Source organism: Flavobacterium tibetense (genome assembly GCF_003293845.1).
Lineage (GTDB): Bacteria > Bacteroidota > Bacteroidia > Flavobacteriales > Flavobacteriaceae > Flavobacterium > Flavobacterium tibetense.
The window spans coordinates 44,028-68,372 of the sequence record NZ_QLST01000004.1 but is presented as its reverse complement, the minus strand read 5'-3'; the positions used below and the strand labels follow the sequence as shown (position 1 = coordinate 68,372).

Genomic DNA, 24,345 nt, shown 5'->3' with positions numbered 1-24,345 from the left:
AGCGGTTTAAATCTAGGATTAGAATGTTATTAAAATTTGCCTTTCTAGATTAAAATGAGATTAGAAAAGCCTAATTTTAAGTTAAAAACCTTTAAAAATTCTGAAAATCAGCACTTTTACTAACTTTAAGGTTGCCAAACAGGTAACGTAATTTGAACAGTTGTTCCTTGATTTTCTAGAGACGTAACCATCATTTTACCGTTATGCATTCTGATAATATTTCTAGTTAGTGGTAAACCAATTCCGTAACCTTCATAGTTTTTGGTATTAGAAGCCCTAAAAAACGGATCGTAAATGTACTTGATTTCATTTTCGGGAATTCCAATCCCTTTGTCTCGTATTACTACATAAACAAAATCGTCAGAAGCGCCAATAGAAACTACAACCGTATCATAATCGGAATATTTGCAACCGTTGCTAATAATATTACTGAAAGCCAAATGAAGAAGTTGTTGATTTCCGTTTACTTTTAATTTCATTGGATTTTCTGGAAGTAATTCCATGTCCAAATGAATTTTATTTTTAGCATTTAAACTTTCTAAGTTTTCTTTTACATCCCAAAGTAATTGGTCAATTCGAACTTTATCGAATTTCTGCACCTTTCCATTGAAACCCGTTTGTGCCAGAAACAATAGTGCTTTGGTTTTATTATCTAATTTTTCAGCTTCATGCAGAATAATATAAAGTGATTCGATGTAATCTTCGGGTTTTCTTGGTTTTGAAAGTGCCACATCGGCCTCGCCAATAATTGCGGTTAATGGCGTTCGTAATTCGTGAGAAGCATTGCTAATAAAGTTGTTTTGGGTTTCAAAAGAAGTTTCAATACGATCAAGCATATCGTTGAATGTGCTTGCTAGTTCGTTTAGTTCATCACTACGATTGGTATCTTTCAGACGTAAATGCAAATTTTCAGAGCTAATTTCTTTTACTTGTTCTGTTATAATAGAAATGGGCTTGAAAATATTTTTAGAGAAATATAACGCAATGTACAAAAGCAGTAAGATTGAAGCTACAATTGCAAATAATAAGGTTTGAATTAAATTTTCCGCTTGATTGAGTTGGAAGTAATTTTCAGCTGCGGTAATAACAATAAATTTTCCAGATTTGGATTGGTAATTAATTCCTTTATAAAGGTAACGCTCAGAAACATATTCGTCACTATTGTTTTTAACTACATTTCTTAAAAAGTTTTCCGGGATTCCAATTCTTTGGGCTTCAAACGTTAGATCGATTGCGTCATCAATTGGAATAAAAAAATCTTTTTCGTGAGGTAACTTTTCAGAAAAACTAAGTTTATCAAGTACATTTCTATCTACAACTTCTTCATTGTCTAATTGTTCTTTGGCAACTTTAAAAGCTCTGGCTTCTAGAAGTTTAAAGAAATAATTCTCTGAATAATTGGAAACCGAATAATAAATGAAAATACTAAACGAGAAAATCACTATTAAAAAAGGAATTAATAGTAACAAAATGGTTCTCGATTGTCTTTTCATGGTTTTGATTGGCATGGCGTCTCTTTTAAGCTTCTTTTAAAACATATCCCATTCCAATTACGGTATGCAATAGTTTCTGATCTGGATTCGTATCAATTTTTTTTCGAAGGTAGTTTACGTAAACATCTACCACATTAGTTCCTAAATCGTAATCAACACCCCAAACAGCTTCTAAAATATCGGTTCTAGAAAGCACTTTGTTTTTGTTGTTTATGAAATAAAAAAGCAATTTAAATTCGGTTGAAGTAAGTGAAATTTCTTCTTCTGATCGCGTTACTTTTTTCGTGTAATCGTTTAGCACTAAATCACCGAACGTATGAATATAATTTTCTTCAATTTTACGCTCTTTCTTTTTTAATGGTTTTCCTTCTGCTCTTCGTATTAAGGTTTTAATTCTTGCTACTAATTCTATGAACTTAAAGGGTTTTACCAAATAATCATCGGCGCCATTCTCTAATCCCAAAACCACATTTTCTGATGTTCCTAAAGCTGTCAAAAATAAAATAGGAACCTGCGGATTTTCTTCTCTTATGGCTTTACAGACTTCTAATCCATTCATTTCGGGCAACATAATATCCAAAACAATGATGTCGAAAGTGTTTTTCATAGCCATTTGTAGACCTGATTTTCCATCGAAAGCTACAGTTACTTCAAAACCTTCTTCAGTTAATCCTTTTTTTATAAAGGAAACCACATGAGCTTCATCTTCAACAACAAGTATTTTTTTCATTATAATTTTGGGTTAGAAATGTTTAAAAAAGTCCGACTTAATTAGTAACAGTTAATTAATTGTGAAAACTCATCGTAAACATTGTTGCAAATTAAAAAAAATCAAACAAACTTAATACCTTTGTAACTTAAAATTAAGAAATAATGAAATTTAATACCAAAACCATACACGGTGGTCAACACTATGAAAAAGTAACAGGAGCCGTTATGCCTCCAGTATTTTTAACCTCAACTTATGCCCAAGTTTCTCCAGGTCAGCCTGTTGGTGATTACGAATACAGCAGAGCTGCAAATCCTACAAGAACAGCATTAGAAGATGCTTTGGCTAGTATTGAAAATGGAACTAGAGGTTTGGCTTTTAGTTCTGGATTAGCAGCAACGGATTCTGTTCTAAAATTATTAAAACTAGGCAACGAAGTAATTGCGATGGATGATTTGTATGGCGGAACCTATAGAATGTTTGCAAGAATTTATCAAGATTTCGGTATTAAATTTCATTTTATCGATATGACTGATTTGGTAAAATTGGAATCGTTAATTAATGAAAACACGAAATTGGTTTGGGTTGAAACACCAACAAACCCATTAATGAAGTTAGCAGATATTGCTGAAATTGCTAAAATTACTAAAAAACACAACATTCTTTTTGCGGTTGACAACACGTTTGCAACACCTTATTTACAAAAACCACTAGATTTAGGAGCGGATATTGTGATGCATTCGGCAACAAAATATTTAGGTGGACATTCCGATGTTATTGCTGGTGCCTTAATTGTTAAAGATGTTGAATTAGGCGAAAAATTACATTTTGCTCAATTTGCAACAGGTGGAACTTTAGGTCCATTAGATAGTTTCTTAGTTTTAAGAGGGATCAAAACGTTGCATTTAAGAGTACAACGTCATTGCGAAAACGGAATGAAAGTTGCGGAATATTTAAACCAACATCCTGCAATTGAAAGAGTATATTATCCAGGTTTAGCATCGCATCCGCATTTTGAAATTGCCAAAAAACAAATGATAGGTGGTTTTGGAGGAATGGTAACCTTTACGTTTAAAACTGGAAAACTGGAAAGTGCCAAATCGTTTTTAGAAAAAGTAAAAGTATTTACATTGGCTGAATCACTTGGTGGTGTAGAATCACTTGCAAACCACCCAGCTTTAATGACTCATGCTTCAGTTCCTGCTGAAAAAAGAGCTGAAATTGGTATAACAGATGATTTGGTTCGATTAAGTGTTGGAATAGAAGACATCGACGATTTACTAGCAGATTTAGAACAAGCCTTAAAATAAAAAACTATTAAAAACAAAAAATCCCGATTGCTAGCAATCGGGATTTTTTTATTGTTGTAATTTCTAATTAATCTAAATAGTAGATGTAACCAAAGTGAAACCAAAAGTTCCAATCATTTGCTTTGTTTTCTGTATAAATTTCAGGATCTTTTCTTAATCCGTCAACCCAGTCTGAAAAATAATATTGCCATCTAAACTCTACAAATAAATCAGATAATTCAGTAAGTTTATAACGAGTTCCTACAGAAGAAACCACTGACCAAGTACTTCCAGAACCAGACATGTATCCATCAGGTAAATACCTTGGATAAGTAGTTAATGGAGTTCCTAATGGTCCTAATTCAGAATAGGTGTTGTTTTGAAAAAAAGAATAGTGTGCACCTAAACCAACAAAAGGAGCCCAGCCACCCTGTGAAGCAGTAAATTCACGAATACTCCAAGGGAAGAATTCTAATTGCATACCGATGTCAGTAACTTTAGCTTCACCTTTCATAGCTCTTAATTGCTCTCCGTAAATAGATTCTTTTTCAACCCATTCTCCAAAATGTTCTAACTTGGTACTATTGTAAGAAAGTTCAGAACGCAATTTAAAGTGGTCATTAAAATAAGTGTCCGCAGTATAACAGTTACATTCTGCTCGGTACGAAAAGTTCATATAGTGAACTAAACCTATACCAATACCTGTATTTCCTGCATTTGTTTCAAAATTGCCACGTACTCCAAAGTCAGACTGAAAAGCCACACCGCCCATAAAGGCACCTACTTCATGCGAAAACCCAAATTGAGCCTGCATAGTAAATGGAGCTAAAATAAGCAATAAGATAAGGTGTTTTAATTTTTTAGTCATTGCTAAAATTTTTCTATTATCGGACAAATATATAAAAACAAAGTTCAGATTAAAAAAAAATATCAATTTTCTTGTTTAAAAAATCTTAAAATTTTCAAAACGCCTGAAAATAATGTTAAATCTTAATTTTTTTGTAAAATAAATTTACCATGATTTTTTTAAATGTATATTTGTCGAGTTTAACTAATAAGTTCTGTTAAACACAAAAAATATAAATTGATTTAAATTGATTTAATACAACATGGAACAAAAAATTAAAGATTTTATGGCGGAAGTAGAAGCCAAAAATCCAAATGAACCTGAATTTTTACAAGCAGTTAAAGAATTTGCTGAAACAGTAATTCCTTTTATTGCCGAACAAAAAAAATATGACGGAAAAAATCTGTTATTAAGAATGTCTGAGCCAGAGCGTTCAATCATTTTTAGAGTACCTTGGGTTGATGATAAAGGAGAAATTCAAGTAAACAGAGGTTTCCGAATTCAAATGAACTCAGCTATTGGACCATATAAAGGCGGTATCCGTTTTCATAATACAGTAAATTTATCTGTTCTTAAATTCTTAGCTTTTGAGCAAGTGTTTAAAAACAGCTTAACTACACTTCCAATGGGTGGTGGTAAAGGTGGTTCTGATTTTGACCCACAAGGGAAATCGGATGGTGAGATTATGCGTTTTTGTCAATCTTTCATGACAGAATTATGTCGTCATATTGGCCCAGACCTAGACGTTCCTGCTGGAGACATTGGAGTTGGAGCAAGAGAAATTGGTTACATGTTCGGACAATACAAAAGAATTCGCAATGAATTCACTGGAGTTTTAACTGGAAAAGGTTTAGCTTACGGTGGTTCATTAATTCGTCCAGAAGCTACTGGTTATGGTGTTGTTTATTTCACTGAGCAAATGTTGAGAACTAGAGGCGAAAAAATCGAAGGAAAAACAGTAGCAATCTCAGGTTTTGGTAACGTTGCTTGGGGTGTTGCTTTAAAAGTAAACGAATTAGGTGGAAAATTAGTTACAATTTCTGGTCCTGACGGATACATTTATGATGCAGACGGAATTTCTGGAGACAAAATCGAATACATGCTTGAAATGAGAGCAAGTGGCAGCAATAAAGCGGAAACTTATGTTGAAAGATACCCAAATGCAGTATTCCACAAAGGAAAAAGTCCTTGGGAAGCTAAAGTAGATATCGCTATTCCATGTGCAACTCAAAATGAATTAAATGCAGATGACGCTCAAAAACTTATTGCTAATGGCGTTATGTGTGTTACTGAAGCAGCAAACATGCCTTGTACCCTAGATGCAATTAAATTATTCCTTGATGCAAAAGTATTATTTGCACCAGGTAAAGCTGCAAATGCTGGTGGTGTTGCCGCTTCAGGTTTAGAAATGACACAAAACTCTATCCGTTTAAATTGGACAAGCGAAGAGGTTGATGCTCGTTTAAAAGATATTATGGTTGGTATTCACAGCCAATGTAAAAAATACGGAACAGAAGAAGATGGCTATGTAAACTATGTTAAAGGTGCTAACATCGCTGGATTCGTAAAAGTTGCTGACGCTATGTTGGCTCAAGGCGTAGTTTAATACAATCATATCCAAATATTTTAAAAGTCCATTCAGTTGAATGGACTTTTTTTATTTCAATAGCATAAATACAGAATTCTTACGTTTATACTATATTTGTATTAAATTGCTAGAATGAAACGATATATTTGGCTTTTACTCCTTATTAACTTTCAATTGTTTGCCCAACAAAACAATCAATTGTGGAAAAGTTATTTTTCGTACAATGAAATTGTTGATGTAACTAATGGAAGTACCAATGTCTATGCGGCTACCGAAAATAGCGTTTTCTCAAAAAACACAACAACTGGAAACTTAAGTCAAACTAATGCAATAAACGGCTTCAAACCAGAATCGATTACTTGCATTACACGTTCTGATGTTGTGAATAAAACTTTTGTTGGTAATACCAATGGTTTACTTTTAGTAATCAATGGGGATGGAAGCATCACTCAAAAAGTAGATATTATTACTGAAGTTCCTGTTCCGCCCAACAAAAAAAGAATCAACGATTTATACGAACACAACGGAAGAATCTATATTGCCACCGACTACGGAATTTCCGTACTCAACGCCACTACTCTAGAATTTATAACTACCTATTTTATAGGACCAAGCGGCGAAGAACTAGAAGTGTTACAAACAACTGTAAAAGACAACGAAATTTATGCAGTTACTAGAACAAACGGAATTAGAAAGGGCGATCTGAATAATCCTTTCTTATTTGATTTTGCTGAATGGTCTACATTTGACAACGGTTTTTGGACAGGAATTATCACTTTCAACAACCAACTTATTGCATCCAATACCAATGGGAGAACATATCGACACAACGGAAGTGCTTTTGTTGAAATTCTTAATCACTTTCAAGTTGGGTTGAGACTAAAAACCAATCAATCCGAGATTATTGTTACTACTCCAACATCCGTTTTTGTTTTAAACCAAACGTTTAACACTATTGCTACTATCACAAATGCTTCCATTCCAGAATACAATCCTCGCTTTACAGCAGCAACAGTAGTTAACGGAAAATTATTCATTGGAACTGAAAAAGACGGGCTTTTTGAAACCGCTTTGGCAAACCCAACTAATTTTGAAAATATTTCTCCCAATGGCCCTTTGCAAAACTATATTTTTAGAGTAAAAAAAGGCCCTAATCGAATTTGGACTGTACATGGAAGATACAACCAACAATATAATCCATATCCTTTGGATGAACTGGGAATTAGTTACTTTGAACACCAAAACGGTTGGAGCGTAATTCCTTATGAAGATTTATTGGAAGCAAAATCGTTATCCGATATCGCTATAAATCCAAGCAATCCGAATGAAGTCTATATTTCTTCTTATTTTTCCGGTCTTTTAAAAATTAATGGAAGTGATATCTCGCTTCTAAACAACACCAATACAGGACCAAATGGTTTAGAATCTTTAGTTTTAACTCCACCTAATCCTTCTTATGTTGACATTCGTATCAACAGTCCCACCTTTGATAGTGATGGAAATCTTTGGATTACCAATGCATTTGTTAATCGCGGAATTAAAGTATTACGTGGTAACCAATGGCAATCGTACAATCTACAAGGAATTACCGCTAATATTGCAACCGGACGATACAACACTATTGCTATAGATAAAAACAAAACCAAATGGATTGCTGCTTACAACGATGGGATAGTCGCTTTCAATGAAAATTTGAACAATAAATTCATCAATATTAATGTAAATAACGGCAACTTGCCCGATCCTGTGGTAACTTGTGTAGCATTAGACAATAGAAACCAGTTATGGATTGGTACATTCAGAGGATTACGAATTCTATCAAGTGTTGACAGATTTTTGTCGGAAACAGAATTAACCACAACTAATATTGTTATTCAAGAAGGAGATTTAGCACAAGAACTTTTCTTCCAACAATCCATCATCGATATTGCGGTTGATGGCGCTAATAGAAAATGGGTTTCCATAGCAAATGGTGGTGTTTTCTTAGTTTCTGCAAACGGGCAAGAAACTATTTATCGCTTTGACAAAGACAACTCGCCATTGCCTAGCAACAATATTTTAGACATTGAAATAGACGGAAATTCAGGCGAAGTGTTTTTTGCAACCGACAAAGGAATGGTATCCTTTTTAGGAACGTCTACCAAACCCAGCGATAGTTTAGCCGATGTTTTTGTGTATCCCAATCCAGTACGACCAGGATTTGTTGGCACAGTAAAAATTAGTGGATTAACCGACAAAGCAAACATAAAAATTACCGATATTGAAGGAAATTTAGTTTTTGAAACTACTTCTGCAGGTGGAACCATTGAATGGGATACAACCGCTTTTGGGAAATACAAAGTAGCATCGGGCGTCTACATGATTTTTGTAGCAAGCCAAGATGGAACTGATTCTACGGTTAAAAAAGTAATGGTAATTAGATAATACCTATCTCCCATCACCTAACACCCATCACCTTTAAAATGCTCGTCAAAACTAAAGCCATAGTAATTTCCACATTAAAATATCAAGAAAAAAGCTTGATTGTAAAATGTTTTACGCTTTCAGACGGACTAAAATCGTATTTTGTAAACAACGCATTTACTGGGAAAAAGAACAGCCAAAAAATAGCTTTTTTTCAACCGTTAGCTCAATTGGAAATTGAAGCGTATCACAAAAACAAGGGAACTTTGGAACGTTTTAAAGAAATTAAAATTCAAAATCCGTATCATTCACTACACCAAGATATTACCAAAACCACAATTATATTATTTCTTTCCGAAGTATTACATCATGCCATCAAAGAAGACGGAAAAAACGAACCGCTTTTTTCATTTCTTGAAACCGCTTTCACATGGTTAGACAACCACGACGAAATTGCTAATTTTCATTTGATTACTTTGTTACAAGTAACCAAATATCTCGGTTTTTATCCACAAAATCCCAATAATGATAATCCCTATTTTGAAATTACAGAAGGCGTTTTTGTTCCGTTTGAAGGTGTAAGTTGCTTATCGAAAGAAGTCACGCAATTATTTAGGAAACTGATGGAGCTGCGCTATCAAGACAGCCAAAAAATATTCTCCTCAACCCAACGTCAAGAACTGCTAAAAATTCTCATGGATTATTACACGTTCAATATTGATGGTTTTAAAAAACCAAAATCATTAGAAATTCTAAAGGAAGTTTTTGCTTAATCGCTAACTTTTGCCTTTTACCTTTTGCCTTTTACCTTTAAATCATTACTTTCGCAAATTGATTTAAGAAAGCGACAAAATGAGTACAAAATTTACTGAATACAAAGGACTTGACTTGCCAACAGTAGCATCAGAAGTTCTTGACTTTTGGAAAAAAAACCACATCTTTGAACAATCGGTAACTTCTCGCGAAGGAGCTACACCTTACGTGTTTTTTGAAGGGCCGCCATCTGCAAACGGTTTGCCTGGAATTCACCACGTAATGGCACGCGCGATTAAAGATATTTTTTGTCGTTATAAAACTCAAAAAGGCTACCAAGTTAAGCGTAAAGCGGGCTGGGATACGCACGGTTTACCTGTAGAATTAGGTACCGAAAAAGAATTAGGCATCACCAAAGAAGATATCGGAAAAACTATCTCGGTTACAGAATACAACGAAGCTTGTAAAAGAACCGTTATGCGTTATACCGATGTATGGAACGACCTGACCGAAAAAATGGGCTATTGGGTAGATATGGAAGATCCGTATGTAACGTACAAATCCAAATACATGGAAACGGTTTGGTGGTTGCTAAAACAAATTTACAACAAAGATTTACTATACAAAGGCTACACAATCCAACCCTATTCTCCAAAAGCGGGAACAGGTTTATCTTCGCACGAAGTGAATCAGCCAGGTTCATACCGTGATGTAACCGATACTACGATTGTAGCACAGTTTAAAGCAAAAGACGAAACCTTACCAAGTTTATTACAAGGTTTTGGAACGGTTCATTTCTTAGCTTGGACTACAACTCCTTGGACGTTGCCATCGAATACAGCATTAACAGTTGGTCCAAAAATCGATTATGTTTTAGTGAAAACATTCAATCAATATACTTTTGAGCCTGTAAATGTGGTTTTGGCTAAGAATTTAGTAGAGAAGCAATTTGGAAAAAAATTCGCTCCATTTGCTGCGGCTAGTAGTGATGGAAAAGGAGCTATACCAGGAACATATGATGGTAAGGTTTCCACAATTCCATATGAAATTTTAACTGAGTTTAAAGGAGCTGATTTAGTGGGAATTCGTTACGAACAATTATTACCATTAGCGTTACCGTATCAAAATCCAGAAAATGCTTTTAGAGTAATTTCTGGTGATTTTGTTACCACAGAAGACGGAACCGGAATTGTACACACCGCACCAACTTTCGGAGCTGATGATGCTAAAGTGGCTAAAGAAGTAACTCCTGAAGTACCGCCAATGTTGGTTTTAGACGAAAACGGAAATCCTGTGCCATTAGTAGACTTACAAGGTAGATTTATCCAAGGTTTAGGTGATTATTCAGGTAAATACGTTAAAAACGAATATTACAACGATGGAGAAGCGCCTGAACGTTCAGTTGACGTAGAAATCGCTATCCAATTAAAAGAAGAAAACAAAGCCTTTAAGGTTGAAAAATATGTACACAGTTATCCACATTGTTGGAGAACCGACAAACCAATTTTATATTATCCGTTAGATTCTTGGTTCATCAAAGTAACTGAAATCAAAGATAGAATGTTCGATTTAAATGACACCATCAACTGGAAGCCAAAAGCAACTGGAGAAGGTCGTTTCGGAAATTGGTTGAAAAATGCGAATGATTGGAACTTATCACGTTCAAGATATTGGGGAATTCCTTTACCATTATGGAGAAATGACGAAGGAACTGAAACAATCTGTATAGGTTCAGTAGAGGAATTATACAATGAAATCGAAAAATCCATTGCAGCTGGTTTAATGATGGAAAATCCATTTAAAGGATTCGAAATCGGAAATATGGCAGAATCTAATTATGATTTGGTTGATTTACATAAAAATATTGTTGATGATATCGTTTTAGTTTCGCCATCAGGAAAACCAATGAAACGCGAAACAGACTTAATTGACGTTTGGTTCGATTCAGGCGCGATGCCTTATGCTCAATGGCATTATCCATTTGAAAACAAAGAATTAATCGACGAAAATAAAGCCTTCCCAGCCGATTTTATTGCAGAAGGTGTAGATCAAACTCGTGGATGGTTTTATACGTTACACGCGATTGGAACATTGGTTTTCGATAAAATTGCATATAAAAACGTTGTATCCAACGGATTAGTTTTGGACAAAAACGGACAAAAAATGTCGAAACGTTTAGGAAATGCGGTGGATCCATTTACTACTTTGGCAGAATATGGTCCAGATGCTACACGTTGGTACATGATTTCGAATGCAAATCCTTGGGACAACTTAAAGTTTGATATCGAAGGTGTTGCTGAAGTAAGAAGAAAATTCTTTGGAACACTTTATAATACGTATTCGTTCTTTGCTTTATATGCCAATATCGATGGTTTCAAATACAATGAAGCCGAAGTTCCATTAAACGAAAGACCAGAAATCGACCGTTGGATTTTATCGGAATTACATACCTTAATTCAATTGGTAGATGAAGCGTATGCAGATTACGAACCAACAAAAGCGGCTCGTGCTATATCCGATTTCGTTCAAGAAAACTTGAGTAACTGGTACGTTCGTTTGTGTAGAAGAAGATTCTGGAAAGGCGAATATGCACAAGATAAAATTGCGGCGTATCAAACACTTTATACCTGTTTGGTGACTATTGCGAAGCTTTCGGCTCCAATTGCGCCGTTCTTTATGGATAAACTTTACAGAGATTTAACACAAGCTACAGGTTCTGAGTCGTTTGAAAGCGTACATTTGGCCGAGTTTCCAAAAATGGTTGAAAACTTTGTTGATAAATCATTAGAAAGCAAAATGGGGAAAGCACAAACGGTTTCTTCATTGGTTTTATCGCTTCGTAAAAAGGAGATGATTAAAGTACGCCAACCGTTACAAAGAGTAATGATTCCAGTACTTGACAAGAATTTTAAAGCAGAAATTGAAGCCATTTCTGATTTGATTAAAGCGGAAGTAAACGTAAAGGAAATTGAGTTATTAGACGATGCTTCGGGCGTTTTAGTGAAGCAAATTAAGCCTAATTTTAAAGCATTAGGACCGCGTTTCGGAAAAGATATGGGATTGATTTCCAAAGAGATACAGAATTTTTCTCAAGAACAAATCAATCAATTAGACAAAGAAAATGTGTTAACCATTGAAATATCAGGAAAAAGTATTAATTTAACATCCGAAGACGTGGAGATTTCTTCACAAGATATTCCGGGTTGGTTAGTAGCTAATGCAAACGGAATTACGGTAGCGTTAGACATTACCATTTCAGAAGAATTGCGTAATGAAGGAATTGCCAGAGAACTTGTGAATCGAATTCAAAATATCCGAAAAGATTCTGGTTTTGAAGTAACAGACAAAATACACGTTCAATTGTTAAAAAACGACACAATTGAAAAAGCAGTTAAAGCAAATGAAAGTTACATCAAATCAGAAACGCTTACTAAAGAACTTATTTTTGTAGACCAATTAGAAAATGGTACGGAAATTGAGTTTGATGAGTTACAAACAAGAGTATTAATTTCTAAATAACGGAATTATGGTAGAGGAAAAATTAAAATATTCAGATGCAGATTTAGCAGAATTCAAAGAATTAATTTTAGCTAAACTAGAAAAAGCGAAAAACGATTTAGAGCTTATCAAAAGCGCTTATATGAATGATTTAAACAACGGAACAGATGATACATCTCCAACGTTCAAAGCATTTGAAGAAGGAAGCGAAACCATGAGCAAAGAAGCGAATTCACAATTGGCAATTCGTCAAGAGAAATTCATTCGCGATTTAAAAAATGCGTTGATTCGTATTGAAAACAAAACCTACGGGGTTTGTAAAGTAACCGGTAAATTAATTAATAAAGAGCGTTTAAAAATCGTTCCTCATGCTACTATGAGTATTGAAGCGAAGAATTTACAACGCTAATTACCAAATACCAAATTTTAAATTCCAAATTCCAATTTGTTTTGATACATTTTGGGGTTTGGATTTTTTTTGTGAAACGCTGTGCTATAATTTTTGCTCGCAAAGACGCAAAGGCACAAAGATTTTTTTGATTACTTCAATTTCTTCAATCTGTGTTCCAAAAAAAGAAAAAAGATAAAGATTTAGAATTTAGATTTTCAGATTATGGCATTTAATTGAATTTTTGGAATTGTTCTTGATTTTTGAGATTGAAATTGTTCTTGCTCTTGATTTTTGAATTTGTTCTTTATTTTTGCTTATTTTTGCAATTCAAAAACCAAAAAATGTCACTGAAAAAGGCTTCATTACTAGTTGTACTCGTACTTTTAATAGATCAAATTTCTAAAATTTATATTAAAACCAACTTCTATTTGGGCGAAGAAGTAAAGGTTTTTGAATGGTTTCGTATTCATTTTATTGAGAACGAAGGCATGGCTTGGGGTGCAGTAATTCCTGGTGATTATGGTAAACTTTTCTTGACTTTATTTAGAATTGTTGCTGTTTTTGGTATTAGTTGGTGGTTGTGGGATTCCGTTAGAAAAAAACTTTCCAACTTTCTAATTACCGCAATTGCATTGATTTTAGCCGGAGCTGTTGGTAATATTATTGATTCGGTTTTTTATGGTGTTATTTTTAACGACAGTTACAATCAAGTGGCAACAGCTTTTGCTGCAGAACCTTATGGCACTTGGTTTTATGGTGAAGTTGTAGATATGTTCTATTTTCCTATTTGGGAAGGCAATTTACCTTCTTGGTTGCCTGTTTGGGGCGGCAAACACTTTACATTCTTCAATGCTATTTTCAACGTAGCCGATGTAGCGATTTCTACTGGTGTTGGAATTCTGATTGTATTTAATAAAAGAGCGTTTGCTGGTAGTGAGGAATAAGATCATCTAAAAGAGTAAGATGTTTCCATTAGATAATGAGTTTGTTTTTCTCTATTGCTGTTTTTTAGTAGCAATTCTCTATTTTGGAATACAAACGCAAATTACAAAACGACAATTTTACAAATTCAATTTAGTAATTCTTCTTATTTATACTTCTTGGTTTCTGTATATGTTTCTTGATGTCAATAATTTTAGTGGTGGTGGCTCACTACCAATGTTACTTTATCCTTTATTTGTCCTTTTTGTTCACCTCGCAATTTATGGATTGTTTGAATTGATTTTCTATTTTAAAAAGAAATAACCTCATCAGGAGTCACACAAAAATCTAGTTTCACATCACTTTCAAAAACATCATCAATTTTTTCTTCTGGCGGAAAAAACGACAATCCAATTTTAATGGTTTCAGGCTTACATTTGCTTAGAAAATTATCGTAGAAACCTTTTCCGTAGCCTACTCTATTTCCTTGTTTGTCGTAAGCTAAAAGTGGCACAAAAACCACATCAATTTTTACGTCAGGAACTTCAATGCCATCAACAGGTTCGGGAACGTTGTAATTGTTTTTCTTGATTTTTGTATTATCGGTTAATAAAAAATGGGTCATGCCTAAGGTTTCAAACTCACACTTCGAAATGACGATTTCTTTATCTTTTCCCGCTAAAATTTGCAGCATGTATTCCGTATTAATTTCTTTTTGCTCTTCGATAGTTAAAAACAAATGGTAATACAATTTATCCCAGATATCCATGCGCAACAATTGGTTAGCAATAGCCAAGCTTTTGTCTTCGATTTCCTCTTGAGATAACTTTTGCCTTTCCCCTTTTGCCTTTTGCCTTAACGATTTCTTATCCATTTCCAACAGCTTTCAATTCCATTACAAAGCTAGTTAAATGTTCGACTTCTACGTGATCCATCACCACAATTTTGTACCATTTATTATCGCCTTGATGTTGTTGAGGAACCAAACGGTATTTTTCAGCTAAGGTTTTTGGTAAATCACTAGAATCAATAGTAACAATATTCATAAAAGGTTCTCTGAAGTATTTTACTCCCAATTTATCCAATTCCTGACATAAAAATTGGGTTCGCATTTGTAAAATACTCACTTTTTCAAACCAACCATGTCCGCCATAGGTAAACAAAATCATCCAAACCGCAACGGCATTGGCTCCAGAACGACTACCGCAAAGGGTTAAGTCCATTCCTTCTACGTATTCAGCTTCTTTGGTTAATGTGTTTTCGATTAAACCTTTTCTACAAATGTAAATTCCTGTTCCGTAAGGTGCTTGTAACATTTTGTGAGCATCAATCGTAATAGAACTAATTTTGGGATTATTAAAATTAATTCCTGAATCCCGATTACTAAACGGATACACAAAACCACCATAAGCGCCATCAATATGCAAACGATACATTACTTGCTGATTTTCCAAAGCCGAAATATAAACTTCTGGATTATCTACCGAACCAAACATCGTTGTTCCAAGATTTGAAACCGCAATAAAGTATTTTTTTCCTTTATTTTTAGCTTCCAAAATTATAGTACCCAATGCAACTGCATCAATTTCACGATTTTCAAAACCAACTGGAATTTTCAACCAATCAATTTGTAATAAATTGGAAGCTTTTGGAATAGAATAATGGGTGTCTTCCGATGCTAAAATGGCAATTTCTTCCAATTTAGCGTCATATTGATGCATGAATTCATTTCTAAAAACCCAAATCGCTTGAATATTCGCTTCGGTTCCGCCTGGAGCAATATAACCATCAAATTCATTGGGTTTGGCTTTAAAAATATCAACTGCAATAACGTTTAAAACTTCACGCTCAATTTCTTGCGTTCCAGAAAATACACTTTCAGATGCACCAAAAGTATGACATCCAATGTTATTCGGATTGGCAACATAGGTTTGTAATGTGGGTGCGTCAGCTAGAAACGGAGCATCATCATAAAACACTTTTCCGTCTAATTTGGATGCGGGAAAGCCTAATGAAATGTCCTTTGTAAAGCTAATATTTTCCTGAAGTGCTTGTTGAATTCTGTTTTTTCGCTCTAATTGTGATAATTTTTTCCAGTACTGCATAATCTATTTTTAGGCAAATTTACCAACACTTTTTCCTAAAAAACATGATAATTGTTAGCTTTCTTTTTCTAGATGAGTCGAAATATGATAAATGGCGTCACCTTGATAAACAAATGGCGCATCATTTACGTTAATTAAATAACCTTCATGTGGCGCTTTTACTTTGTGTTCTACTTTTCCGTAAGGATCAGAAATGGTTGCCAATAAATCCCCTTTCTTAACAAAAGCTCCAATTACAGCAACACCATGAAACATGCCCGAAAACTTGGCACGTAGCCAACTCGATTTTTCAATATAAATGGGTTTTCGCTCGGAAAAAATCACTTTTTTTCTTGGATTCAACATGTCCAAATGCGCTAAAAATCGTTTGGTTCCTTCAATAGCTTCCTGCGTAATGGCATCATTTAAATCCAAAGATTTTCCACCTTCAAAAAGCAACATTTTCACACCTAATTTATCGCAAGCACTTCGAAAAGAACCAGAAATATTTTTGGAATACAAAGTAAATGGTGCATTAAAAATATCCGAAAGTTGTTTCAACTCTTGATTTTCTGGAACAATTCGAATTTGTGGTGCATTAAATCGACTGGCACCGCCAGCATGAAAATCGATTGTATAATCTACATGCGGAATTATTTCTTTCAGAATATGATAAGCAAATCTACTCGCCAAAGAACCTGTTTTACTTCCTGGGAAAACACGATTCAAATCTCGACCATCTGGAAATTCGCGTGTTTTGTTCACAAAGCCAAAAATATTGATGATAGGAATACAAATAATGGTTCCAATTTTTGGCTTGTTGATTTTTTGAACAATTAACTGACGAACGATTTCAGTTCCGTTAATTTCATCACCGTGCAATCCAGCGCAAAACAAAACCGTTGGTCCATCTGTTTTTGAACGTTCCACAATGATTGGAATTTTTAATTTATTCATGGTATGCAACTTGGCAATTTCCATATTAATGGTCTTACTTTCGCCAGCTAAAATGGTTTCTTTAAGTATCGTAAGCGGTTTAGATGCTGTCATTGGTTTGATTCTAAGGTGTTAAAAATACGAAAAGTTCAAGAACAAGAACAAAATCAAGTTCAAAAATCAAGATTTTATTGGAACACAGATTTAAGAAATTGAAAATTTCACAAAGTTTATAAAATCTGATAAAATCAGCGTTGTAATGCATCCGTATCATCCGTGTGCCAATTAAAACAAATCTCTTATCTTTGTTCTTTACCCTTTTCCAAAAAAATGCAAACACCATTAGAACTTCAAATCCAAACCTTGCCTGATAATCCGGGTGTGTATCAATATTATGATAAAGATGGGAAGATTTTATATGTTGGAAAGGCCAAAAACTTAAAAAAACGTGTCCAATCATATTTTACTAAGAACCACGACAATTATAAAACATCGGTTTTAGTTAAGAAAATTGTTGCCATAAAACACATTGTTGTTCCTACAGAAACCGACGCTTTGTTATTAGAAAATAATCTGATAAAAAAGTTACAACCGCGCTATAATGTGTTGCTTCGCGATGATAAAACCTATCCTTGGATTTGCATCAAAAACGAACGATTTCCAAGAATATTTTCTACTAGAAAAATGATAAAAGATGGTTCAGAGTATTTTGGACCTTATACCAGTTTTAAAACTGTTCACACAATTTTGGATTTGATTAAAGAGTTGTATCCATTACGAACTTGCAATTATGATTTATCAAAAGCGAATATCGATTCAGGTAAATTTAAAGTCTGTTTAGAATATCATATTGGCAATTGCAAAGGCCCATGTGAAGGGTATCAATCTTTGGAAGACTATCAATCTCAAATCGAAAAAATTCGTCAAATTTTAAAAGGAAATTTCAAAGAAAGTTTGAAAGATTTCAAGAAATTAATGGCTGATTTGGCGATGGAAATGAAATTTGAAGAAGCGCAAAAAATCAAAGAAAAAATAGCGATTTTAGAAAATTATCAATCGCGTTCTACTATTTTGAATCCGAAAATTTCTAATTTGGATGTGTTTTCTATTGTTTCTGATGAAACGATGGCGTATGTGAATTTTTTACAGATTTCGCATGGAGCTATTGTACGTTCCCATACTTTGGAATTAAAGAAAAAATTAGACGAAACTAACGAAGAATTATTAGAATTAGCGATTGTAGAATTGCGTGAACGTTTCCATTTAAATGCACGAGAAATTGTAGTTCCTTTTCCAATTGATTTGGGCGAAAACATCAAAGTCACCGTACCACAATTAGGCGATAAAAAACAAATTCTAGATTTATCAGAGCGTAATGCGAAGTTTTATAGATTAGACCAATTGAAGCAGATTCAAATTGTAGATCCAGATCGACACACGAATCGCATTATGGCACAAATGAAGAAAGATTTACGCTTGTCTGAGGAACCAAGGCATATTGAATGTTTTGATAATTCAAACATTCAAGGAACTAATCCCGTTGCGGCTTGTGTAGTGTTTAAAGACGGGAAACCGAGTAAGAAAGATTACCGCAATTTTAATATCAAAACCGTTGAAGGTCCAAATGATTTCGCTTCGATGGAAGAAGTGGTGTATCGAAGATACAAACGGATGTTAGACGAAAATCAATCCTTACCACAATTGATTATTATTGATGGCGGAAAAGGACAGTTATCTTCGGCTCTAAAAAGTTTGGATGATTTAGGTTTGCGTGGAAAAATTGCCATTATTGGAATTGCAAAACGTTTGGAAGAAATTTATTATCCTGGTGATTCGGCACCGTTGTACTTGGATAAAAAATCGGAAACTTTGAAAATTATTCAATTCTTACGAAACGAAGCGCATCGATTTGGAATCACGCATCATCGTGATAAACGAAGTAAATCAGCTTTGACAAACAGCTTAGAGAGCATTCCTGGCATTGGCGAAAAAACGATGATTACATTAATGAAACATTTTAAAAGTGTTAAAAGATTGCAAAATGCTACTGAAAATGAGATAGCTGCGATAATTGGACTTTCAAAAGCCAAAAAAATTTCCGACTTTTACAAAGAAAATAACTCAAAAACCTAATGAAAAAACTTTTCTTGTTGATAAGCCTACTAATTTTTACCCAAATCAGCTTAGGACAAGAACCTGTGAACCCAGATAAAACTCCAAAAATTGGACTAGTTCTGAGTGGTGGAGGTGCCAAAGGTTTGGCGCATATTGGCGTGCTTAAAGTAATTGATTCGTTAGGAATAAAGATTGATTACATTGGCGGAACCAGTATGGGCGCTGTAATTGGCGGATTATATGCATCGGGTTATTCAGGAAAACAATTGGATTCTATTTTTTCTCATGTTGATGTTGATGCACTTTTACAAGATTTTACGCCGCGTGATTCTAAAAATTTCTACCAAAAAAGAAATGATGAAATTTACGCACTAACCCTTCCGTTTGATGGTTTTAAACTCGGACTTCCTTCTGCACTTTCTAAAGGAATGTATAACTACAACTTACTTTCAAGGTTAACCAAACACGTAAGTCATATTAAAAATTTTAACGATTTACCCATTCCTTTTTTCTGTATTGCTACAAACATAGAAACAGGTAAAGAAATCATTCTTAACAGAGGAGTGCTTCCGCAAAGCATGTTAGCAAGCGGTGCCTTACCAACACTATACAACCCAGTAGAAATTGATGGCGAACTTCTAATTGATGGCGGAGTAGTAAATAACTATCCAATAGAAGAAGTAAGAAGATTGGGCGCAACAATTATCATTGGCGTAGATGTACAAGATGGATTAAAATCTAGAGAAGAACTAAAAGGAGCTACCGGAATGCTTACCCAAATTGCCAATTACAACATGATTGAAAAAATGGGAAATAAAATTGGCCAAACCGATTTATACATCAAACCTGACATTAAAGGTTTTACTGTGGTTTCCTTTGATAGAGGAAAAGCTATTGTTAGCAAAGGAGTTAATGCAGCAAACAAGTTAATAGATGATTTACAAAAAATTAAATACATTCAAGAAAAAAATCATATTGAACCAAGAAATTTTCAAGTAAAAAATGTTGATTCCATCTATATAAAACACATTCAAATTAACAACTTAACGAATTTTACTCGTTCCTATGTAATTGGTAAATTAAAATTTAAACCTGATAACAAAATAAGTTTTGCAACCTTTGAAAAAGGCATGAATAATTTGAATGCTTCTCAGAGTTTTCAATCCATTTATTATGATTTTGAAAGAAATGAAGACGGCGAAAAACTAATTTTGGATTTAAAAGAAAAGAAAAGCACTACGTTTTTAAAACTCGGACTGCATTATGACGAACTTTTCAAAAGTGGTCTTTTAATAAATTTTACTAAGAATAAGATTTTTGCAAAAAACGATGTTATATCGCTTGATTTCGTAGTTGGAGACAATATTCGTTACAACTTAAATTACTACATAGATAATGGGTTTTATTGGAGTTTTGGATTCAATTCTAGATATACAGGTTTTAATAGAAATGTTCAAAATGATTTTAACAACGGCGTTACATTTTCTGATCTCGAATTAAATTCAATTAATATTGATTACTCTGATTTTACCAATCAAGCCTATATGCAAACTATTTTTGCTCAAAAATTTTCTATTGGCGCAGGAATTGAACTTAAACATCTGAAAATTTCTTCAGAAACTCTAGAAAATACAAGACCCATATTTGAAAACAGTGATTATTTTTCAATTTATGGCTACATGAAATATGACTCCTTTGATAAAAAGTATTTTCCAAAGAAGGGTTGGTATTTTAATGGTGATTTAAAATCATTCATATATTCTTCAAATTACAGTAACGATTTTGAAAGATTTACCATTGCCAAAGCTGATTTTGGAGTTGCAAAAACTTTTTATAAAAAATTCACCTTAAAACTTCAAACAGAAGGCGGATTTTCTATTGGGGAACAGTCGGTAAATTATTTTGATTTTGCGCTTGGTGGTTATGGTTTTGCCAATTTAAACAACTTTCGTCCCTTCTATGGTTATGATTTTATTAGTGTTGTTGGTGATAGTTACGTAAAAGTTAGCTCGACCATAGATTATGAAATCTACAGAAAACATCACATTAACTTTACTGGTAATTTTGCCAACATTGGTAATAGAATTTTTGAGTCTGTGGATAATTGGATTAACAAACCCAGATACACAGGCTACGGTTTTGGATATGGTTTTGATTCCCTTATTGGCCCATTAGAAATTAAACATTCATGGTCACCTGAAACTCGCAATCACTTCACTTGGATTAGTTTGGGCTTTTGGTTTTAAAAAATCAAAAAAAATTACGATATTTGTCTAATGAAAAAGTGGGACAACTTACTTATCCTTCTCAAATACCTCATCAAGAGAAATCCGGAATGAGTTGATTTTGTTATGGTTAGTCAATACTGAAACTTTTCAGTGTATCTATAAACTTAAAAACAAAACACTATGCCGTTTTATCATAAATTAGGAAAAATTCCACACAAGCGACACATTCAGTTTCGTAAACCCAATGGTGATTTGTATTACGAGCAGCTTTTTGGTACCGTTGGTTTTGATGGTATGTCAACCAACTCGTATCACGAACATCGTCCAACACAAGTAAAAGCCATTCGTGCCCAATATAGCGTGGCTCCAAAAATTGCCAAAGAAAACAACATTCAATCCTACCGATTGAGAGGATTTCAAGTGAGTCCAGAAAATGATTTCTTAGAAAGTAGAAAAATTGTATTGACCAATAGCGATTGTCATATTGCATTAGCAGCACCTAAACAATCTACAACCGATTATTTTTATAAAAATACTGATTCCGATGAAATGCTATTTATTCATAAAGGTTCTGGAAAATTGCGAACTATTTATGGAAATTTAGATTTCAAATACGGTGATTATTTAATTATTCCTAGAGGAATTATCTACAAAATAGATTTTGACACGGAAGACAATCGTTTGTTCATAGTAGAATCGCATCGACCAATTTACACACCAAAAAGATACCGTAATTGGTTTGGACAACTATTGGAACATTCCCCTTTTTGCGAAAGAGATATTCGTAGACCTGAAGAACTAGAAACGTACAATGAAAAAGGAGATTTCATAATCAAAGTCAAGAAAAAAGACGAAATTATTGAAATGGTTTACGCTACGCATCCTTTTGATGTAGTAGGTTATGATGGTTTCAACTATCCGTATGCTTTATCCATTCATGATTTTGAGCCTATAACTGGAAGAATTCATCAACCGCCACCAGTACATCAAACTTTTGAAACCGATGCTTTCGTGATTTGTTCGTTTGTTCCGCGTTTATACGATTACCATCCTGAAGCAATTCCAGCTCCATACAATCACAGTAATATAGATTCAGATGAAGTGTTGTATTATGTTGATGGTGATTTCATGAGTAGGAATGATATTGAAGCTGGGCATATTTCATTGCATCCAGCGGGAATTCCACACGGACCACACCCTGGAGCAGCAGAAAGAAGTATTGGAAAAACAGAAACACAAGAGTTAGCCGTAATGGTAGATACTTTCAAACCGTTAATGGTTACAGAAGAAGCTATGAAAATTGCCGATGACAACTACTATTTGTCTTGGTTAGAATAATTTAATTAAAAAAATATTAATGAACAAAAGAAAACTTTCAGCTGATCCGGCTTCTTTAATTTTAGGAATTATAAGTTTAGTAACACTGTTTTTAGGATGTTGTTGCGGATTTTTTATAATTGCAGCATTAGTCATGAGTATTATTGGTTTGGTTTTAGCAATCAACAGCTCTAATGAATATCAAAAACACCCTGATGAATTTTCAGTACAGAGCTACAAAAATGTAACTATTGGTAAAATATTAAACATTATTTCAGTTTCCTTAAACGGATTGTATATTCTGATTTTTGCTTTCGCTTTGTTTGTTTACCAAATAAATTTTGCTGACAAATTCAAAGAAATCTTTGATGAAGTAAAAAACCAGAGAAACTACGAAAACACAATAATTTATGAAGATGATTTTGAGGATTTTGAGGATTTTTATATAGAATCCGATTCTACAATCATCGATTCAGTTGAAGTTATCAATTAAAAAAAACAGAAATTATGAGTACAGAAATAAAATCAGTAGAATACGGATTAGAAAAAATATTTGAAGGAGCACAAGACTTCTTACCTTTGTTAGGAACAGATTATGTAGAGCTTTATGTAGGTAATGCTAAACAAGCGGCTCACTTTTACAAAACAGCATTTGGCTTTCAATCATTAGCCTATGCTGGTTTAGAAACTGGAGTAAAAGACAGAGCTTCTTATGTTTTGAAACAAGATAAAATTCGCTTGGTATTAACTACTGCATTAAAAAGTGATTCTCCTATTGGCGAGCATGTAAAAAAACATGGTGATGGCGTAAAAGTAATTGCTCTTTGGGTGGAAGACGCTAGAAAATCATACGAGGAAACTACAAAACGTGGTGCTAAATCTTACTTTGAACCAGTGGTTGAAAAAGATGAAAACGGAGAAGTAGTACGTGCAGGTATTTATGGCGCTTATGGTGAAACCGTTTTTGTATTTGTTGAACGCAAAAATTATAACGGCATCTTTTTACCAGGGTATAGCGAATGGAAATCAGACTACAATCCAGAACCAGTAGGATTAAAGTATATCGATCATATGGTTGGAAATACAGGCTGGAATAGAATGAATGAAGCTGTTAAATGGTTTGAAGATGTAATGGGGTTTGTAAATTTCCTTTCATTCGACGACAAACAAATTACTACAGAATATTCAGCATTGATGTCTAAAGTAATGAGTAATGGAAATGGAAGAATCAAATTCCCTATTAACGAGCCTGCTCATGGAAAAAAACGTTCTCAAATCGAAGAATATTTAGACTTTTATGAAGATGAAGGCGTACAACATATAGCTGTTGCAACTGATGATATCATAAAAACAGTAGCAGAAATGCGAGCACGAGGAATTGAGTTTTTAAGTACGCCACCACAAGCGTATTACGATGCCATTCCAGAGCGTTTGAAAGATCATATGTCGAAATTTAAAGAAGATATCAACGAATTGCAAAAACTTGGAATCATGATTGATGCTGATGAAGAAGGTTATTTGTTACAAATTTTCACTAAGCCAATTGAAGATCGTCCAACCCTTTTCTTCGAAATTATTCAAAGAATGGGTGCCAAAGGCTTTGGCGCAGGTAACTTTAAAGCCCTTTTTGAATCGATTGAACGTGAGCAAGCTTTGAGAGGAACACTATAAAATTGAATTTTCATTAAACAATCATCAACCAACAGGGTGCAAAAACCGCTATTTTTGATAAAAAAATGTTAAAGTTTGTATTTTACTAACAATAATTCAAAA

General features: G+C 33.9%; 18 protein-coding genes. 12 read left to right on the top strand and 6 right to left on the bottom strand.

Translation table 11 applies throughout. From position 1 onward, the window contains the following. Nucleotides 1-125: 125 nt before the first annotated feature. Together DPN68_RS04280 and DPN68_RS04275 are read right to left on the bottom strand one after the other, a co-directional pair. Nucleotides 126-1,508 (bottom strand): sensor histidine kinase, encoded by a 1,383-nt coding sequence (locus DPN68_RS04280; RefSeq protein WP_113988416.1) that lies wholly within the window; start codon nt 1,506-1,508, stop codon nt 126-128. Nucleotides 1,509-1,518: 10 nt separating this feature from the next. Beyond that, entirely contained in the window at nt 1,519-2,223 is a 705-nt protein-coding gene (locus tag DPN68_RS04275; protein ID WP_113988415.1) for a response regulator transcription factor, read from the bottom strand. Between the two features lie 143 nt (nt 2,224-2,366). Here DPN68_RS04275 and DPN68_RS04270 point away from each other — a divergent pair, with 143 nt between their 5' ends. Next, nucleotides 2,367-3,512, top strand: coding sequence for a cystathionine gamma-synthase (locus DPN68_RS04270; RefSeq protein WP_113988414.1), 1,146 nt, complete (start codon nt 2,367-2,369; stop codon nt 3,510-3,512). Between the two features lie 67 nt (nt 3,513-3,579). Here the strand turns inward: DPN68_RS04270 and DPN68_RS04265 are convergent, their stop codons facing one another. Further along, complete coding sequence (locus DPN68_RS04265; RefSeq protein ID WP_113988413.1) at nt 3,580-4,359, bottom strand: THC0290_0291 family protein; 780 nt, start codon at nt 4,357-4,359, stop codon at nt 3,580-3,582. A gap of 241 nt (nt 4,360-4,600) precedes the next feature. On the opposite strand from DPN68_RS04265, the gene gdhA reads away from it, so the two are divergent. The 6 genes from gdhA to DPN68_RS04235 all read left to right on the top strand — a co-directional run bounded on the left by gdhA (nt 4,601) and on the right by DPN68_RS04235 (nt 13,915). Further along, nucleotides 4,601-5,944 (top strand): NADP-specific glutamate dehydrogenase, encoded by a 1,344-nt coding sequence (gdhA, locus tag DPN68_RS04260; protein WP_113988412.1) that lies wholly within the window; start codon nt 4,601-4,603, stop codon nt 5,942-5,944. A gap of 114 nt (nt 5,945-6,058) precedes the next feature. After that, entirely contained in the window at nt 6,059-8,350 is a 2,292-nt protein-coding gene (gene porZ / locus DPN68_RS04255) for a type IX secretion system anionic LPS delivery protein PorZ (protein WP_113988411.1), read from the top strand. 38 nt (nt 8,351-8,388) lie between these two features. Continuing rightward, on the top strand, nt 8,389-9,102 hold the full coding sequence (recO, locus tag DPN68_RS04250; RefSeq protein WP_113988410.1) for a DNA repair protein RecO: 714 nt from the start codon (nt 8,389-8,391) through the stop codon (nt 9,100-9,102). A gap of 79 nt (nt 9,103-9,181) precedes the next feature. Beyond that, nucleotides 9,182-12,601, top strand: a complete 3,420-nt coding sequence (gene ileS, locus DPN68_RS04245) for an isoleucine--tRNA ligase (RefSeq protein WP_113988409.1) — start codon at nt 9,182-9,184, stop codon at nt 12,599-12,601. A gap of 7 nt (nt 12,602-12,608) precedes the next feature. After that, nucleotides 12,609-12,989 carry a TraR/DksA family transcriptional regulator gene (locus DPN68_RS04240; protein WP_113988408.1) on the top strand — a complete coding sequence of 127 codons (381 nt, stop codon included), beginning with the start codon at nt 12,609-12,611 and terminating at the stop codon, nt 12,987-12,989. A 323-nt stretch (nt 12,990-13,312) separates the two neighbouring features. Next, nucleotides 13,313-13,915, top strand: coding sequence for a lipoprotein signal peptidase (locus DPN68_RS04235; RefSeq protein ID WP_113988407.1), 603 nt, complete (start codon nt 13,313-13,315; stop codon nt 13,913-13,915). A gap of 287 nt (nt 13,916-14,202) precedes the next feature. Here DPN68_RS04235 and DPN68_RS04225 read toward each other — a convergent pair whose 3' ends face one another. From DPN68_RS04225 to DPN68_RS04215, 3 genes are read right to left on the bottom strand one after another with little or no spacing between them, the layout of a single operon-like run. Further along, nucleotides 14,203-14,766 (bottom strand): 5-formyltetrahydrofolate cyclo-ligase, encoded by a 564-nt coding sequence (locus DPN68_RS04225; RefSeq protein ID WP_113988405.1) that lies wholly within the window; start codon nt 14,764-14,766, stop codon nt 14,203-14,205. Continuing rightward, a complete protein-coding gene (locus DPN68_RS04220; RefSeq protein WP_113988404.1) occupies nt 14,759-15,997 on the bottom strand; it encodes a pyridoxal-dependent decarboxylase in 1,239 nt (412 codons plus the stop codon). The genes DPN68_RS04225 and DPN68_RS04220 overlap by 8 nt, the downstream gene beginning before the upstream one ends. Nucleotides 15,998-16,051: 54 nt before the next feature. Beyond that, nucleotides 16,052-17,026 carry a succinylglutamate desuccinylase/aspartoacylase family protein gene (locus tag DPN68_RS04215; RefSeq protein ID WP_113988403.1) on the bottom strand — a complete coding sequence of 325 codons (975 nt, stop codon included), beginning with the start codon at nt 17,024-17,026 and terminating at the stop codon, nt 16,052-16,054. A 216-nt stretch (nt 17,027-17,242) separates the two neighbouring features. Here DPN68_RS04215 and uvrC point away from each other — a divergent pair, with 216 nt between their 5' ends. From uvrC to hppD, 5 genes are all read left to right on the top strand, one after another. Beyond that, nucleotides 17,243-19,045, top strand: a complete 1,803-nt coding sequence (gene uvrC / locus DPN68_RS04205) for an excinuclease ABC subunit UvrC (protein WP_113988401.1) — start codon at nt 17,243-17,245, stop codon at nt 19,043-19,045. After that, nucleotides 19,045-21,273 carry a patatin-like phospholipase family protein gene (locus tag DPN68_RS04200; protein WP_113988400.1) on the top strand — a complete coding sequence of 743 codons (2,229 nt, stop codon included), beginning with the start codon at nt 19,045-19,047 and terminating at the stop codon, nt 21,271-21,273. Before uvrC ends, DPN68_RS04200 begins: the two co-directional genes overlap by 1 nt. A 162-nt stretch (nt 21,274-21,435) precedes the next feature. Beyond that, complete coding sequence (locus DPN68_RS04195; protein WP_113988399.1) at nt 21,436-22,593, top strand: homogentisate 1,2-dioxygenase; 1,158 nt, start codon at nt 21,436-21,438, stop codon at nt 22,591-22,593. 19 nt (nt 22,594-22,612) lie between these two features. Continuing rightward, on the top strand, nt 22,613-23,065 hold the full coding sequence (locus tag DPN68_RS04190) for a CCC motif membrane protein (protein WP_113988398.1): 453 nt from the start codon (nt 22,613-22,615) through the stop codon (nt 23,063-23,065). Between the two features lie 14 nt (nt 23,066-23,079). Beyond that, the gene (gene hppD, locus DPN68_RS04185; protein WP_113988397.1) at nt 23,080-24,243 is read left to right on the top strand and encodes a 4-hydroxyphenylpyruvate dioxygenase; all 1,164 of its coding nucleotides are present in this window, start codon (nt 23,080-23,082) and stop codon (nt 24,241-24,243) included. Nucleotides 24,244-24,345 lie beyond the last annotated feature (102 nt).

Excerpts from the sequence above, each read along its gene's own strand:
- uvrC (WP_113988401.1), top strand. The coding sequence starts at position 17,243 with ATGCAAACACCATTAGAACTTCAAATCCAAACCTTGCCTGATAATCCG.
- ileS (WP_113988409.1), top strand. The coding sequence starts at position 9,182 with ATGAGTACAAAATTTACTGAATACAAAGGACTTGACTTGCCAACAGTA.
- DPN68_RS04270 (WP_113988414.1), top strand. The coding sequence starts at position 2,367 with ATGAAATTTAATACCAAAACCATACACGGTGGTCAACACTATGAAAAA.
- DPN68_RS04215 (WP_113988403.1), bottom strand. The coding sequence starts at position 17,026 with ATGACAGCATCTAAACCGCTTACGATACTTAAAGAAACCATTTTAGCT.
- gdhA (WP_113988412.1), top strand. The coding sequence starts at position 4,601 with ATGGAACAAAAAATTAAAGATTTTATGGCGGAAGTAGAAGCCAAAAAT.
- DPN68_RS04220 (WP_113988404.1), bottom strand. The coding sequence starts at position 15,997 with ATGCAGTACTGGAAAAAATTATCACAATTAGAGCGAAAAAACAGAATT.
- DPN68_RS04265 (WP_113988413.1), bottom strand. The coding sequence starts at position 4,359 with ATGACTAAAAAATTAAAACACCTTATCTTATTGCTTATTTTAGCTCCA.
- DPN68_RS04235 (WP_113988407.1), top strand. The coding sequence starts at position 13,313 with ATGTCACTGAAAAAGGCTTCATTACTAGTTGTACTCGTACTTTTAATA.
- DPN68_RS04240 (WP_113988408.1), top strand. The coding sequence starts at position 12,609 with ATGGTAGAGGAAAAATTAAAATATTCAGATGCAGATTTAGCAGAATTC.
- DPN68_RS04190 (WP_113988398.1), top strand. The coding sequence starts at position 22,613 with ATGAACAAAAGAAAACTTTCAGCTGATCCGGCTTCTTTAATTTTAGGA.
- recO (WP_113988410.1), top strand. The coding sequence starts at position 8,389 with ATGCTCGTCAAAACTAAAGCCATAGTAATTTCCACATTAAAATATCAA.
- porZ (WP_113988411.1), top strand. The coding sequence starts at position 6,059 with ATGAAACGATATATTTGGCTTTTACTCCTTATTAACTTTCAATTGTTT.
- DPN68_RS04275 (WP_113988415.1), bottom strand. The coding sequence starts at position 2,223 with ATGAAAAAAATACTTGTTGTTGAAGATGAAGCTCATGTGGTTTCCTTT.
- DPN68_RS04280 (WP_113988416.1), bottom strand. The coding sequence starts at position 1,508 with ATGCCAATCAAAACCATGAAAAGACAATCGAGAACCATTTTGTTACTA.
- DPN68_RS04200 (WP_113988400.1), top strand. The coding sequence starts at position 19,045 with ATGAAAAAACTTTTCTTGTTGATAAGCCTACTAATTTTTACCCAAATC.
- DPN68_RS04225 (WP_113988405.1), bottom strand. The coding sequence starts at position 14,766 with ATGGATAAGAAATCGTTAAGGCAAAAGGCAAAAGGGGAAAGGCAAAAG.
- DPN68_RS04195 (WP_113988399.1), top strand. The coding sequence starts at position 21,436 with ATGCCGTTTTATCATAAATTAGGAAAAATTCCACACAAGCGACACATT.
- hppD (WP_113988397.1), top strand. The coding sequence starts at position 23,080 with ATGAGTACAGAAATAAAATCAGTAGAATACGGATTAGAAAAAATATTT.